The sequence below is a fragment of the Caballeronia sp. SL2Y3 genome (assembly GCF_022879575.1).
In the GTDB taxonomy this organism is placed as follows: domain Bacteria; phylum Pseudomonadota; class Gammaproteobacteria; order Burkholderiales; family Burkholderiaceae; genus Caballeronia.
Genome location: NZ_CP084260.1, coordinates 2,309,514 through 2,324,441 on the forward strand (window position 1 = coordinate 2,309,514; position 14,928 = coordinate 2,324,441).

Here is a 14,928-nt window from a genome sequence, read left to right on the forward strand (position 1 = left end):
GCACTTTCCACTGGCACTTCCTATGGCGCTGGCTACCCGCTGCCCACACTGCGAAACCGTATTCAAGCTCGATCCGCATCTGCTCGCGCCGCATGACGGGCGGGTGCGTTGCGGCCATTGCCAGGAAATTTTCGACGCCGCTCATCATCGGTTCCAGTTGCCGGACGAGTCGGCCGAGGCCGACGAAGCGCAGCACGCCGCGCTGATCGACGATGAAGTTGCGGTCGGGCCTTCGACGTTCTCGTCGTCGAAGAAGGAAGCCACGAGCGTGCCGCCCACGCTGGCAGTGCCGCGTCAGCTCGATCTCGGCAACAAGCCGGCCGCGAAGCCCTTCTCGCCTGCGGCGAAAGAAGACAACGATCCGACCGTGCATGCGAACGCGCCGGCGTTCGCGAGCGCGTCGATGCCGCCGCCGCCCGAACGCAATGGGCCCCGCAACGTGCCGCGCAAGGACGCCGCGAACGAACCCGATGCCGAGCCTGTCGTCGAACCGGTGCCGCTCGGCCGGGTGAAGCCGGTCGCCGTGTCCGGTGCGCCGCTCAACGACGACGCATCCGCGCCGCCCGTCAGAAGCGAAGCGCCGAGGCGGCCGGAACCCGCTCCGCCGCCCTCGCGCTTCGTCGATCCGCTCGACGACCGCGCGGAGCCTTTCATCGGTCCGGCGCAAAGGCGGCCAGAACCGCCGCGCGCGCGCCCCGCCGCTACCCCGACGCCGGCCCCGGCTCCGGCTTCTGCATGGGACGAGGACGAACCCGGCTTCGGCGCACGGCCGTCCGGTCTCGGCACCGCCCACCCGCCGAGCGCCAACGAAGCGTTTCCGGTCACGCGAGAACCGCGTATGGAGACGACGCAACCGGCCAAGCCTGCGCGCAAGGGCTTGCGTGCGCTCGGTATCGTCATTGCAGTCTTGCTCGCGCTGCTGCTCCTGGTCCAGTTCGCGTGGTGGCAACGCGAAGCGATCATGGTGAATGTCCCCGGCTCCCACTCGTTCTACGTCAATATCTGCGACCAGATCGGCTGCACGATTTCGCCGCCGCGCTACATCTCCGGTTTGCAGATCGAGAGTTCCGGCCTGCGTCAGGTGGACGGCCCGCACAAGCTCGAACTGAAGCTCATGCTGCGCAACCGCTCAGACGTCGCGCTCGCCTATCCGGCGCTCGAACTCACGCTGCTCGACGACAAGAGCGACGTCGCCATTCGCCGCGTGCTGTGGCCGCAGGATTACGCGCGACCGGGTACGATATTCGCCATCGGCCTTCCGCCGCAAAGCGCGCAACCGGTCGTCGTCCGGCTCGATACGGGCGATGCCGTCGCCGCGAATTACCGGGTGCAGGTCTTCTATCCGTGACCGGATAGCGGCGCGAGCGCCCGGCTTTTCAAGACGCGACCCGGCAGCAAGAGCCGGTCGCACAGTTCCCGTCAGCATCTGACACATCCTCTGGAGCGCAACATGAGTCAAGTTACCCTCGGCGGCAACCCGATCGAAGTCAGCGGCACGTTCCCGAGCGAAGGACAGCAAGCGCCCGCGTTCACGCTCGTCGGCGCGGATCTCGGCGATATCACGCTCGCGAGCTTCGCGGGCAAGCGCAAGGTGCTGAACATCGTGCCGAGCCTCGACACGCCCACGTGCGCCACGTCGACGCGCAAGTTCAACGAAGCGGCCGGCAAGCTGGACAACACCGTGGTGCTCGTCGTTTCGGGCGACCTGCCGTTCGCGGCCAAGCGCTTCTGCACGACGGAAGGTCTCGCCAACGTGGTGACGGCATCGACGTTCCGCGGTCGCGAGTTCGCGCAGTCCTACGGCGTCGACGTGACGAGCGGCCCGCTCAAAGGGCTGACCGCGCGCGCGGTCGTCGTGCTGGACGAGAACGACAAGGTGCTGCACGCCGAGCTCGTGCCGGAAATCAAGAACGAGCCGAACTACGATTCGGCGCTCGCCGCCCTGAAGTAAAGTGCATCGACGGACCGCTGCGGCGGTCCGCATACGGGGCGCGGCGGTCTTTCGGTTCGACCGATGCCCACACCGCCGCGCGCCGTATGCGCCAACCTTTCCCCGCGCCTAACCAATAAGGACGTTCGCCTTGGCTACGCTTATCTGCGGCTCGCTCGCCTACGACAACATCATGACCTTCCAGGGCCGCTTCGGCGACCACATCCTGCCGGACCAGGTGCACATGCTGAACATCAGCTTCCTGGTGCCGACGATGCGGCGCGACTTCGGCGGCTGCGCGGGCAACATCGCGTATGCGCTGAAGCTGCTCGGCGGCGATGCGAAGATCATGGCGACGCTCGGCGAAGCGGACGCGCAGCTCTACATCGACCGGCTCGACGCGCTCGGATTGTCGAAGGAATACGTGCGCGTGCTGCCCGGCCAGCACTCGGCGCAATGCTTCATCACGACCGACCTCGCGAACAATCAGATCACGGCCTTCCACCCCGGCGCGATGATGGAATCGCACCTGAACCGCGCGGACGAGGCGCAGGGCATTACGCTCGGCATCGTGGCGCCGGACGGCGCGGACGGCATGCGCGAGCACGCCAGGCAGTTTGCGGCGGCGGGCGTGCCGTTCATCTTCGATCCGGGTCAGGGTTTGCCCATTCTTGAAGGTGTAGAGCTTTGTCGCATGATTGAACTTGCCACATACGTGACGGTCAACGATTACGAAGCCAAGTTGTTGAGCAACAAGACCGGCTGGTCGATCGAAGACATCAAGAGCCGGGTCGAGGCGCTGGTCGTCACGCGCGGCGAACACGGCGCGCAGATCTATCATGAAGACGGAGTGATGGACGTGCCGGCCGTGAAGGCGCGGCAAGTGGTGGACCCGACCGGCTGCGGCGACGCATTTCGCGGCGGCCTGTTGTACGGCATCGAGAACAAGCTTGGCTGGGAAAAGACGGGGCGTCTCGCGAGTCTGATGGGTGCGTTGAAAATCGAGCATCAGGGCCCGCAAACTTATGCGCCGACGCGCGCCGAAATCGAAGAGCGTTTCAAGCAGGCATTCGGAAGCAGCCTGTCGTGATCGAGTGGATGAAGGGAGTGAAGGAATGAAAACGGTAAGTCGCGTGGTGCTGGCAGCATCGCTCATCGGCTCAGTCGCGCTGACGGGCTGCGCCTACAACAGCAGTTCGCCCGACGTCTACACGGCGTCGCAGGCGCAGCGCGAGGAAACGGTGCGCATGGCGACCGTCGAGAGCGTGCGCGGCGTGAAGATCAGCTCGAACAACGGCCAGCCGACCGGCCTCGGCGCCATCGGCGGCGGCGCGCTCGGCGGCGTCGCGGCGGGCAGCGCAATCGGCGGCGGAAACGGGTCGATCATCGCGGGCATCATCGGCGGTCTCGCCGGCGCGGTGGCGGGCAACGCGGTCGAGAACAGCGTTTCGACCAAGAACGGGCTGGAAATCACCGTGCGTCTCGACAACGGCGACTTGCGGGCCATCACCCAAACGTCGAATGGCGAAGTGTTTCAAGCCGGCGAGCGCGTTCGGCTGCTGTCGAGCGGCGGCGTGACGCGCGTGACGCACTAAGTTCGTCAGGGGTATTCCGCCGAGGATTCGCAGCCAGCCTGCGGTTGCTCAAAGAAGCGCATGCATCGAAAGAGGCATGCGCTTTTTTCGTTCGTCACGCGCTGCGAGCACGGCGCGAACTTACTTCGGGTGCCGAAGCGAAAAACCCGCCGCCGGTCTTGACCGGCGACGGGTCGTGGCCGGGTAGGCCTACCCGGTCTTAAGGCACATCGACGTGTGCCGCGGTGCTTCGGACTGCTGTTGCCGCGACTTACGGACGGCTGCCCGTCGGGAACGGCCATGCCGCCGCCGGGTTCAGCGCCGTCTTGACCGCAGTGGCCGGAGCCGCCGGAGCGGGCGTCGACACCGTGGTAGCCGTCGTTGCGGGAGCCGCAGCCGTCGTCTTCTTTGCAGCGGCAGCCTTCTTGGCCGGCGCCTTCTTTGCAGCAGGCTCGGCTTTCTTCGCTGCGGGAGCGGGCGCGGAGGCAGCAGGCGCAGCAGGGGCAGCGGCGGTTTTGGCCGACGCCTTCTTCGCAGGAGCCTTCTTCGCGGCAGCCTTCTTCGCGGGCGCTTTCTTCGCAGCGGCCTTCTTCGCCGCCGCTTTCTTCGCGGGCGCCTTCTTGGCAGCGGCCTTCTTCGCAGGCGCCTTCTTCGCGGCGGCCTTCTTGGCAGGCGCCTTCTTGGCTGCGGCCTTCTTCGTGGCTACCTTCTTGGTGGCGACCTTCTTCGCTGCGGCTTTCTTCGCGGGCGCCTTCTTGGCCGCTACCTTCTTCGTTGCGACCTTCTTTGCTGCTGCCTTCTTGGCCGGCGCAGCCTTCTTCGCCGCGACCTTCTTCACGGCGACTTTCTTCGCTGCAACCTTCTTCGCAGCGACCTTCTTCGCGGCTACCTTCTTCGCCGGAGCGGCGGCTTTCTTGGCGGGGGCTTTCTTTGCTGCAGCCTTTTTCGCGGCGGGTTTCTTCTTGGCAACTGCCATGGTTTTTCTCCTTCAGGTTTTCAGATGAGAGTCAGTTCAAACAACACCCTTCGTCAAAACCCGCTTCTTCGCGTGGAGGCTCTCAGGGCACACGCTACGAAGCGGATTATTCATCGGCGTACGCTGATCCCACCTGCTTACGCTAATGAATACGGCAAGGCGCGCCGTGCCCCGAGGCACCGCGCGCCAAATTGAGTCAGCGCCCATACACGGCGCCGGCCATCGCTTGATCGAGCCAGCGAGCTTGTCGCCGGCATTTTCCGGGGGGAAGTTTGCCCATCCCATTGAAGGGAACGCAAAACGCCTGTCTTTCAATCGAACCACTTGGCCCGTCAAGTCAGTAGGCGCACTTTGCATCAGGCGACCGTTCTCCTAAACCTTGTCGGCGGGGCGCGCGCAATGACGCACGCTGCTGCCCAGCCATCCCATCGATTTCGTCTGCAACACGTCCTGGGCTTGTTGTTATTCCCAGGTCAGCGCGCCGCCGGTTTGATACTCAATCACGCGTGTCTCGAAGAAGTTGCGTTCCTTCTTCAAGTCGATCATTTCGCTCATCCACGGGAACGGGTTTTCCTCGTTCGGGTAGAGCGGGTCCAGGCCGATCTGCTGGCAACGCCGATTGCAGATGAACCGCAAGTAGCTCTTGAACATCGACGCGTTCAGGCCGAGAACCCCGCGCGGCATGGTGTCTTCAGCGTAGCGATATTCAAGATCGACAGCTTGCTTGAAGAGCTCGCGAATCTCCGCTTTGAATTCGGCGGTCCACAGTTGCGGCTCTTCCAGCTTGATCTGGTTGATGAGGTCGATGCCGAAGTTGCAGTGCATCGATTCATCGCGGAGGATGTACTGATACTGCTCCGCCGCGCCCGTCATCTTGTTCTGGCGACCCAGCGCCAGAATTTGCGTGAAGCCCACATAGAAGAAGAGCCCTTCCATGATGCAGGCGAACACGATCAACGACTTGAGCAATTTCTGGTCCGCTTCCAGCGTGCCGGTGGTGAAGGCCGGGTCGGTCAGCGTCTGGATGAACGGGATCAGGAACTCGTCCTTGTCACGGATCGACTTGACCTCGTGATACGCGTTGAAGATCTCGCTTTCGTCGAGGCCGAGCGATTCGACGATGTACTGATACGCATGCGTGTGGATCGCCTCTTCGAACGCCTGGCGCAGCAGGAACTGGCGGCACTCCGGAGCGGTGATATGACGATACGTGCCGAGCACGATGTTGTTCGCGGCGAGCGAGTCGGCCGTGACGAAGAAGCCGAGGTTGCGCTTGACGATGCGGCGCTCGTCGTCGGACAGACCGTTCGGGTCTTTCCAGAGGGCGATGTCGCGCGACATGTTCACTTCCTGGGGCATCCAGTGATTCGCGCAGCCGGCGAGGTACTTCTCCCACGCCCACTTGTACTTGAACGGCACGAGCTGGTTGACATCGGTCTTGCCGTTGATGATGCGCTTGTCTGCGACGTTGACGCGCGCTTCACTCTGCGCGGCGATGGCGCCAGCGGAAGGCGTGGCGGCTGCAGGAGGCACGAAGCCATCGGAGAAGATGTTCTGCGCCTGAGCAGTCTGATGGGCGGCTTGATGATCGAACGATTGGGCAGCATGCGCTGCGCTCTGCGTACCGAAAGCCGTGCCTTGAGCGTTGCGCAACGTGTTGTGTTGCGAACCGCTCGACGGAGTTACGGCAGTGGTCTCGTCATCCCAGTTGAGCATAAATTCTCACCATCAATTTAGATCGGTTTGTACCATCTTTTCATGAGCGATAAAAGAGCTTGCTCATGAAAATTCTCGTTTTCTAGCGATTTGGATTCAGCGTTGCTACCTGCATACAACACTTGGCTCTGCGCATGGTCTTTCATGCGTGATGCGAGCAAGAGAGAGACGGGTGTGAAGCGGTCCTCATCGACTCTCTTCAAGCGTTGCGATGTGTGATCGGACTGCGTGGCTTCAATGCTTCGGTCGATGCTTCCATCGATGCTTCGACGCTGTCATGCGAACGCTTGGCGACGACCCGCGATGATCGTTCGAGGCGATCGACGCGAGTGCCGTTGATCGAATGCAATGCGATGCGAGCGAAGATGAAAGCGCGTGCTCGTTTCGGCTTCGCTCGATGACGCTCGAGCAGCCGAGCGAGGCGTCGTTCTTGCCTTCGCGCGCTTCGAATTCGTTGCCGAAGTTTAGCATTCGCTGCCTCGCTTTACCACTATATATTGTGTCCGATCAGGCGCTGCTCTACTACCTATAGCGCGCGGAGTCAACGCCTCAAAGGGTCCAGCAACGCGCGAAGATTGTTGTGATCGATCTCGTGCATGAGCGCAAGCAACGCACCGAGCTTGCCTTCAGGAAAACCCTCACGCGCGAACCACGCGAGATAGTGACCGGGCAAGTCCGCGATGAGTCTGTCCTTGTACTTGCCATAGGGCATGGTCTGCGTCACGAGACGCTGCAGGTCATCGGGGTCCATCGTGTCTTCACTCCTCGTTATGTCGATCGCATCACATGGCGCCCGGCGCGCGATCGCATGCGCCTGGTATCGGTGCCATAATCGCCGCTCTTGCCGCCATGACTGATCGCATTCTCCGATGCCGCTCGCCGTCAAAGCTTTCATTGCTCCTCTCATCGTCGCGTGTGCGATGTTCATGGAAAGCGTCGACGCCAACGTCATCGTCACTGCAATCCCCGAAATGGCGCGCGCGTTCGGACGCGATCCCGTCACACTCAAGGTCGCCGTCACGAGTTACGTGCTCGGCTTAGGCGTCTTCATTCCGATCTGCGGCTGGGTGGCCGACCGCTTCGGCGCACGCGCGGTCTTTCGCGCGGCCATCGGCGTATTCGTTGCCGGTTCGATCCTGTGCGCGGCATCGACGTCGCTCGGGCCCTTCACCGTCGCGCGCTTCATACAGGGCGTGGGCGGCGCGATGATGGTACCGGTTGGCCGCATCATCATCTTCCGTTCGGTGCGCCGCTCGGAGTTCATTCGCGCGATGAACTATCTCTCGGTTCCCGCGATGCTCGGCCCTGCCGCCGGCCCCCTGCTCGGCGGCTTCATCACGACGTATCTGCACTGGCGGCTGATCTTCTTCATCAATATTCCGATCGGCATTGCGGGCATCTACCTGACCAATCGCTACATCGCCGACTCGCGCGAAGAACATCCGGGCCGGCTCGACTGGCTCGGCTTCTTTCTCTCGGCGGGCGCCGGCGTGTTGCTGCTGCTCGGGCTTTCGCTCGTCGGCGGCGAACTGGTGCCGCAAAGCGTTGCGTTCGCGATGTGCGCAGCCGGCGCGCTGATGGCCGCGCTCTACTGTCTGTACGCGCGCCGGGCCGCGCGACCGCTACTCGACCTGCGCTTCTTTCGCGTGCCGACGTTTCAGGCGAGCGTCCTCGGCGGCTCGCTCTTTCGCATCGGGCTCGGCGCGGTGCCGTTCCTCTTGCCGCTCGCGTTGCAGGAGGGTCTGGGCATGACGGCGTTCAAGTCAGGCGCGATCACCTGCGCATCGGCGTTCGGCGGGATGTTCATGCGCTCGCTTGCGGCGCGCGTGCTGCATCGATTCGGCTTCCGGCAGACGCTTCTCATCAACGCGGCGTTGTCGGGCTTGGCGATTGCGGCATGCGGCACGTTCTTTCCCGGCACGCCGACTTGGGTGATCTGGGCTGTGGTGCTGCTCGGCGGCTTCTTTCCGGCGCTGCAGTTCACGAGCCTCAATTCGCTCGCCTATGCGGAGATCGAAACACGCGATGTCGGACGGGCGACGAGTCTTGCCAGCTTCGTGCAGCAGGTGTCGCTCGGGCTTGGCGTCACGGTGGCGGGGATCACGCTCGAGGTGACGCAGTACGTGAATGGTCATGCGACCGTGCGATGGTCGGACTTCTGGCCTGCGTTTGTTGTCGTCGGGTTGTTCTCGTTTCTTTCCATGCCGGTTACGGCTCGGTTGGCGCGGGATGCGGGGGTTGAGATTTCTCGGGGGACGCGGGGGTAAGGGTTCTTTGTTTTTTGCCTGTCGGCGGTGTTCGTTGGGCTTGTCTTGTCGTTGAACTTGTTTTCGCGTCGGTCTATTGGCGTTGCCCCTCCCCGGGGCGGGGGTTACTTTCTTTGCTGTCGACCAGAGTAGGCGCTTCAGCGCCGTACTCTGGTCCCATGTGTATAGACCGGAGACATGGGTAACACCTGTTCCAGGACATAGGTAACACTTCGGACGAATGGTTCGTCCGGAGTCGGTCATGACCTGGGATAGCAAAGACATCATGGAACTGCGGCTTGAATTCGTGAAGTTCGCCAGCCAAGAAGGTGCCAATCGACGCGCCTTGTGCCGTCAATACGGCATTAGTCCGAAGACCGGCTACAAGTGGATCAGGCGCTACGAGCAGGGCGACACCGCGCTGGCCGATCGATGCCGGCGGCCCATCCATAGCCCGTCGCGTACAGCGGCCGATGTGGAGGCGCGCGTGGTCGAGCTGCGTCAAGCGCAGCCTGCGTGGGGCGCGCCCAAGATCGCGCGTCGCATGAGCGATCTCGGTTGCGATCGAACCCCATCGCCCAGCACCGTGACGCGCATCCTGCATCGGCACGGCCTGATCAGCGCCGAGAGCAGCACCGCAGCCTTGCCGTGGCAGCGCTTCGAACACGCGCATCCCAACGATTTGTGGCAGATGGACTTCAAGGGCTGCATCGAACTGGATAGTGGGGCGCGCTGCGCGCCGTTCACCGTGCTGGACGATCACTCGCGCTTCGATCTGGCACTCGATGCTTGTGGCAGCACGCCCACGCGGGTGGTGCGCGAGCACTTGCGCGCGGTGTTTCGCCGCTATGGCATGCCGCTGCGCATCAATGCGGACAACGGTCCGCCCTGGGGCAGCCCGGCGCGCTCGGGCCAGTTGACTGCGCTGGCGATCTGGCTGATACGCCTGGGCATCCGGATTTCGTACAGCCGTCCCCGGCACCCGCAGACCAATGGTAAAGACGAACGGTTTCATCGCACGCTCAAGGCCGAACTGCTCGCGGGCCGCCACTTCAAGAACCTGAAGAGCGCCCAGCAAGCCTTCGACGCATGGCGTCAGGTGTACAACCACGAGCGGCCGCATCAGGCGCTGGACATGGCCACACCGATTTCGCGCTATCAACCGAGCCCGCGAGCGTATCCGGAGCGCATGCCGCCGATCGAATACGGGGACGCAGACGCGGTGGTTCGGGTCGGGCTCAACGGCGAGGTGCGCTTCCGGTCGCAACGCTTCAAAGTCTCGAGCGCGCTGGCGAACCTGCCGATCGCCCTGCGGGCGTGTCCGGGAACCGACGGCTGTTATGACGTGTACTTCCTTCATCATCGAATCGATACCGTCAACTTGAAAGAGCGCAGCAGAAGCAGTTGAATGTGTTACCTATGTCCTGACACACCTGTTACCCATGTCTCCGGTCTATACACTGCTGCAAAGAAAGTAACCAAAGAAAGCAGCTTTTTTTGGCCCGCAGCAGTAACAGTGTGGTCACTTCGCAGGAAGTCATTGGCCCTCAGTTTGAAGCAACCCTGAATCACCTTCCACGCCCACTGACCACCACGTCCGCCGAGCCCCTTGGCTCGTCAAAACCTTCGGGAACATCGCGCATGTCCTTCTTCTCGCGTTGCCCATGCCAATCCGTCGAGCGTGGCTGCCTCTAACGCCTGAAGCGGAATCCGCGCGACAGACGCTGCCCGCGCTGAACCCGGACAAGCACGCGACGTAGTTCGACACAGGCACTTCTTTCTTCCATGCGACACGCGCAAACGCACGTTGGTGTTAACGAGCCAAGGGGCTCGGAGGACGTGGTGCTCAGTGGGCGTGGAAGGTGATTCAAGGTTGTTTCCAACTGAGTGCCACGGTCTTTCTGCGGAGTGATCACCTTCTCAGTGCTGCGGGCCCAAAAAAAGCTGCTTTCTTTGGTTACTTTCTTTGCATGGGACCAGAGTACGGCGCTAAAGCGCCTACTCTGGTCGACAGCAAAGAAAGTGACCCCCGCCCCGGGGAGGGGCAACGCTAATAGACCGACGCGAATACAAGTTTCCCAACGACAAGACAAGACAACAAAAACAAAAAAAGCCGGCACCGAGAAACTCAGCACCGGCCTTCGGCCAAGAGCAGAACCCTACTCAAGCGCCAGCGAAAGAACTCACTGACATGCCTCGCACTCGTCGAACCCCGGATCGCCCGGACGCATCATGCAGACGGGGCCGTCGGCTTCCGGCTCAGCAGCCGCCTCGACCGCAGGCGCAGCAGCGGCCGCGTTTAAACCGCCACCCACGCCGCCGGCAGCAGAAGCCGCACCGCCCGACGATACCCCGAAGCCACCGCCAGCACCGGAGCCGCCCTCACCCGACGGCACCGCATTCAGCGCGCCGTGCGCCACCGTCGACTTCTCGACGTGCGTCGCCGCCATCGTGCGGAGGTAGTACGTCGTCTTGAGGCCGCGCAGCCACGCGAGCTTGTACACCTCGTCGAGCTTCTTGCCCGACGCGCCCCCCATGTAGATGTTCAGCGACTGGGCCTGATCGATCCACTTCTGACGGCGCGACGCCGCTTCCACCAGCCACTTCGGATCGACTTCGAACGCCGTCGCGTAGATCGCGCGCAGGTCAGCCGGAACGCGATCGATGCGCGAGAGCGTGCCGTCGAAGTACTTCAGGTCCGACACCATCACTTCGTCCCACAGGCCGCGCGCCTTCAGATCGCGCACCAGGTAGTCGTTGACCACCGTGAATTCGCCAGACAGATTCGACTTCACGTACAGGTTCTGGAACGTCGGCTCGATACACGCGGACACGCCGATGATGTTCGAGATCGTCGCCGTCGGCGCAATCGCCACGCAGTTCGAGTTGCGCATGCCGTGCGTCGCGATGCGCGAACGCAGCGTCGACCAGTCCATCGACTCGGACGTGTCCACTTCCACATAACCGCCGCGCGCTTCGGCCAGGAGCTTCACCGTGTCTTGCGGGAGAATGCCGCGATCCCACAGCGAGCCGCGATAGCTCGAATAACGGCCGCGCTCTTCCGCCAGTTCCGTCGACGCGTAGTACGCGTAGTAGCAGACGGCTTCCATCGAACGATCCGCGAACTCCACCGCTTCCTGCGACGCGTACGGCGTGCGCAGCAAGTGCAGGCAGTCCTGGAAGCCCATGATGCCCATGCCCACCGGACGATGCTTCAGGTTCGAATTACGCGCCTTCGGCACCGCGTAGTAGTTGATGTCGATCACGTTGTCGAGCATGCGCATCGCGACGCTGATGGTGCGCTTGAGCTTCGCGTGATCCAGCGCGAGCGTGCCGTCGGCCTGCTTCGTCAGGTGCGCGACGAGGTTCACCGAGCCGAGGTTGCACACCGCGATTTCGGTGTCGCTCGTATTCAGCGTGATTTCCGTGCACAAGTTCGACGAATGCACGACGCCGACATGCTGCTGCGGCGAACGCACGTTGCACGGGTCCTTGAACGTGATCCACGGATGGCCCGTTTCGAACAGCATGCCGAGCATCTTGCGCCACAAGTGTTGTGCCGGCACCTTCTTGAAGAGCTTGATCTCGCCGCGCGCGGCTTTCTCTTCGTAAGCGACGTACGCCTTCTCGAAGTCCGCGCCGAACAGATCATGCAGGTCCGGACACGTCGACGGCGAGAACAGCGTCCATTCGCCGCCTTCCATCACGCGCTTCATGAACAGGTCGGGAATCCAGTTCGCCGTGTTCATGTCGTGCGTGCGGCGGCGGTCGTCGCCCGTGTTCTTGCGCAGTTCTAGGAATTCTTCGATGTCGAGGTGCCACGTCTCCAGGTACGCGCACACCGCGCCCTTGCGCTTGCCACCCTGGTTCACCGCGACTGCCGTGTCGTTCACGACCTTCAGGAACGGCACGACGCCTTGCGACTTGCCGTTCGTGCCCTTGATATGCGAGCCGAGCGCGCGCACGCGCGTCCAGTCGTTGCCGAGACCGCCCGCGAACTTCGAGAGCAGCGCGTTTTCCTTGAGCGCCTCGTAGATGCCGTCAAGGTCGTCGGCCACCGTCGTCAGATAGCACGACGAAAGCTGCGAGCGATGCGTGCCCGAGTTGAAGAGCGTCGGCGTCGACGACATGAAGTCGAACGACGACAGCACGTTGTAGAACTCGATGGCGCGCGCTTCGCGGTCGATTTCGTTCAGCGACAGACCCATCGCCACGCGCATGAAGAACGCCTGCGGCAACTCGATGCGCGTGCCCTCGACGTGCAGGAAGTAGCGGTCGTATAGCGTTTGCAGGCCGAGGTAGCCGAACTGCAGGTCGCGGTTCGCGTCGAGCGCGGCGCCGAGACGCTTCAGGTCGAACTGCTGCAGCTTGTCGTCCAGCAGGCCCGCTTCGACGCCGCGCTTGATGAACTGCGGGAAGTATTCGGCGTAACGCTCGCCCATTTCGGCTTGCGTCACTTCGCCTTCGAGAATCTCGCGGCGGATCGTGTGCAGCAGGATGCGTGCAGTGACCTGGCTGTACGCCGGATCTTTTTCGATCATCGTGCGCGCGGCGAGAATGGCCGAATCGTAGACTTGATTCATCGGCACGCCGTCGTACAGGTTCTTCACCGTTTCCGCGACGATCGGATCAGCCGAGACGGCATCGCCCAGATTCGCGCAGGCGGAGACGATCAGCGCCTTCAGCGCGTCGAGATCCAGCGGGCGCGTGATGCCGTTGTCCGTCACGTTGATGACGCCTTCGTGCGTCTTCGCATTCTGCGCGTGGCCGCGGTCCTGCTCGCGCTGCTGCGTGCGCTTCTCGCGATACAGCACGTAGGCGCGCGCGACGTTGTGCTCGCCGCCGCGCATCAGCGCGAGTTCGACCTGATCCTGAATGTCTTCGATGTGGAACGTGCCGCCGTGCGGACGGCTGCGCAGCAGCGCGCGCACGACCGCCTGGGTCAGTTGCTCGACCTGCTCGCGCACGCGAGCGGACGCCGCGCCTTGGCCGCCGTTCACGGCGATGAACGCCTTCGTCACGGCAATCGCGATTTTCGACGGCTCGAACGACACCACGCTTCCGTTGCGACGGATGACCTTGTAGTCGGCATACGTCGTGTTCGACGCGGGCGATTGCGCGCCCTGAACATGCGAGCCGCCAGCATGCTGGACGGATGCGCCTTCGTAGGAAGTCGTGGCGTTGTCGGTGGTTTGCATGTGCAAAACTCCTGGTGTTCGAATGGTGCGGATGATCCGCGGATTTATCACTTATGCCGCGCGCGTCGCCTCATGAGATACGCGTCGCGGTGTTTGGCAGTGGTGCGGGCTGTGAAGACAGCAGGCCCTGAACACGAGTCGCGGCGATGGCGGCCCGCACTGTCATGGCGTCGCGTGCGGTGCCCGCGTTGGCGCGCGGTGTCGGTCGACGAGACTCGCATTCACTTGCATGCGTTCTTCACGGTGCTGCTCGCTGGCGCTCGATGCGCTGAGGGCCTCTTGATGAGACCGCTTGCGCACCGCCCCGGGCCAGCCAAACTTCAGATACGCCGGAAAGCCGACGGCGCCGGCTCATGCGAGCGGGCGCCGCCTCTACAACACAAGATATAGTGCAAATCACGTCCTTCGGCACCAAGTATAGTGGAACTTCGCAGGGTCTCAAAAAGGTTTATTTGCTTCCGAAGCGCCCGCGCGGGGTTGACTTTTGCGGCGTCGAAGCGCGGCAAGGGCTCCCGCGCGACGCTGTTGCGTCGCAGCGAGAATGACCGTCGGCGGAGGTCGGAGACCGTCGAGGTGTCGGCTTGGGCGACTCGTTGAAGTGGCGGCGGCGCGTCGTCGCAGCGCGGGCAGGGTGAGGCGAACTGCGCGCCCGGGCGATTGCGTTAATCGCGATATCGGTTCGCGATGGATTCATCGCGAGCGGCAAGCTCCGCGAAGATGCTCATCGAGTCCGTCGCTGCAGCGCCAGCGTTCCCGAAACGACGACACACACGCGTGGCACGCGCGTTCATCGCTCGGGACGGACAGCGGGAAAGCGTCGATCGGATATCGCTTCGCGATGATTCACACGACCGCCCAAGCTACGGTACTCGTCGAACCGCAGGGCTCATCAAGTCGTCGCTGCGACGCCCGCGCTCGCGAAACGACGACACGCACGCTTGGAACGCGCGTTCACCACCCGGGACGGACAGCGCCAACCCGCCGTCGCGGTGAATCATGAAATGCGCCGACACGCGCATGCGGCTGAGGCGATCGAAGGACCGATGCGCGTCGCGATTCAACGTGTTGGAAGAAGCGCCGCGCTGATATCACCGGATGGCATGCAGATGTTGCGAATCGTGCCGAGCGTCGGCGTCATGCCGCGAGGACGCGCCTCGACGTTCGGCGGCGGCATACGCGCCGCGCTTCCAAGCCGGCCGTGCGCGCCGATAAAGGCATCGCGCGCAGGCAGCGCATTGATCTGGCGTCGCGACCGCTCTTACGCGCCCGCGCGACGCCGCGCGCTAGA

10 protein-coding genes and 1 pseudogene are annotated in these 14,928 nt (G+C 63.0%); 6 read left to right on the forward strand and 5 right to left on the reverse strand.

Annotated elements, in window-relative coordinates:
• The first annotated feature begins 22 nt into the window (after positions 1 to 22).
• The 4 genes from LDZ26_RS10890 to LDZ26_RS10905 all read left to right on the forward strand — a co-directional run bounded on the left by LDZ26_RS10890 (position 23) and on the right by LDZ26_RS10905 (position 3,525).
• Positions 23 to 1,348, forward strand: coding sequence for a zinc-ribbon and DUF3426 domain-containing protein (locus LDZ26_RS10890; RefSeq protein WP_244847254.1), 1,326 nt, complete (start codon positions 23 to 25; stop codon positions 1,346 to 1,348).
• A gap of 102 nt (positions 1,349 to 1,450) precedes the next feature.
• A complete protein-coding gene (gene tpx, locus LDZ26_RS10895; protein WP_244847255.1) occupies positions 1,451 to 1,951 on the forward strand; it encodes a thiol peroxidase in 501 nt (166 codons plus the stop codon).
• Positions 1,952 to 2,081: 130 nt separating this feature from the next.
• Positions 2,082 to 3,020, forward strand: a complete 939-nt coding sequence (locus LDZ26_RS10900; protein ID WP_244847256.1) for a carbohydrate kinase family protein — start codon at positions 2,082 to 2,084, stop codon at positions 3,018 to 3,020.
• A gap of 25 nt (positions 3,021 to 3,045) precedes the next feature.
• Positions 3,046 to 3,525, forward strand: a complete 480-nt coding sequence (locus LDZ26_RS10905; protein ID WP_244847257.1) for a hypothetical protein — start codon at positions 3,046 to 3,048, stop codon at positions 3,523 to 3,525.
• A gap of 250 nt (positions 3,526 to 3,775) precedes the next feature.
• Here the strand turns inward: LDZ26_RS10905 and LDZ26_RS10910 are convergent, their stop codons facing one another.
• From LDZ26_RS10910 to LDZ26_RS10925, 4 genes and pseudogenes are all read right to left on the reverse strand, one after another.
• A complete protein-coding gene (locus LDZ26_RS10910) occupies positions 3,776 to 4,480 on the reverse strand; it encodes a histone H1-like DNA-binding protein (RefSeq protein ID WP_244847258.1) in 705 nt (234 codons plus the stop codon).
• Between the two features lie 31 nt (positions 4,481 to 4,511).
• Positions 4,512 to 4,837: pseudogene (locus tag LDZ26_RS10915) on the reverse strand (hypothetical protein).
• A 105-nt stretch (positions 4,838 to 4,942) separates the two neighbouring features.
• Positions 4,943 to 6,196, reverse strand: a complete 1,254-nt coding sequence (locus tag LDZ26_RS10920) for a ribonucleotide-diphosphate reductase subunit beta (protein WP_244847259.1) — start codon at positions 6,194 to 6,196, stop codon at positions 4,943 to 4,945.
• Positions 6,197 to 6,737: 541 nt separating this feature from the next.
• Positions 6,738 to 6,947 (reverse strand): DUF3820 family protein, encoded by a 210-nt coding sequence (locus LDZ26_RS10925; protein ID WP_244847260.1) that lies wholly within the window; start codon positions 6,945 to 6,947, stop codon positions 6,738 to 6,740.
• Between the two features lie 118 nt (positions 6,948 to 7,065).
• Here LDZ26_RS10925 and LDZ26_RS10930 point away from each other — a divergent pair, with 118 nt between their 5' ends.
• Entirely contained in the window at positions 7,066 to 8,463 is a 1,398-nt protein-coding gene (locus LDZ26_RS10930) for an MFS transporter (RefSeq protein ID WP_244847261.1), read from the forward strand.
• Positions 8,464 to 8,704: 241 nt separating this feature from the next.
• Positions 8,705 to 9,850 carry an IS481 family transposase gene (locus tag LDZ26_RS10935; RefSeq protein WP_244849158.1) on the forward strand — a complete coding sequence of 382 codons (1,146 nt, stop codon included), beginning with the start codon at positions 8,705 to 8,707 and terminating at the stop codon, positions 9,848 to 9,850.
• Between the two features lie 775 nt (positions 9,851 to 10,625).
• Here LDZ26_RS10935 and LDZ26_RS10940 read toward each other — a convergent pair.
• Complete coding sequence (locus LDZ26_RS10940) at positions 10,626 to 13,640, reverse strand: ribonucleoside-diphosphate reductase subunit alpha (RefSeq protein WP_244847262.1); 3,015 nt, start codon at positions 13,638 to 13,640, stop codon at positions 10,626 to 10,628.
• Positions 13,641 to 14,928 lie beyond the last annotated feature (1,288 nt).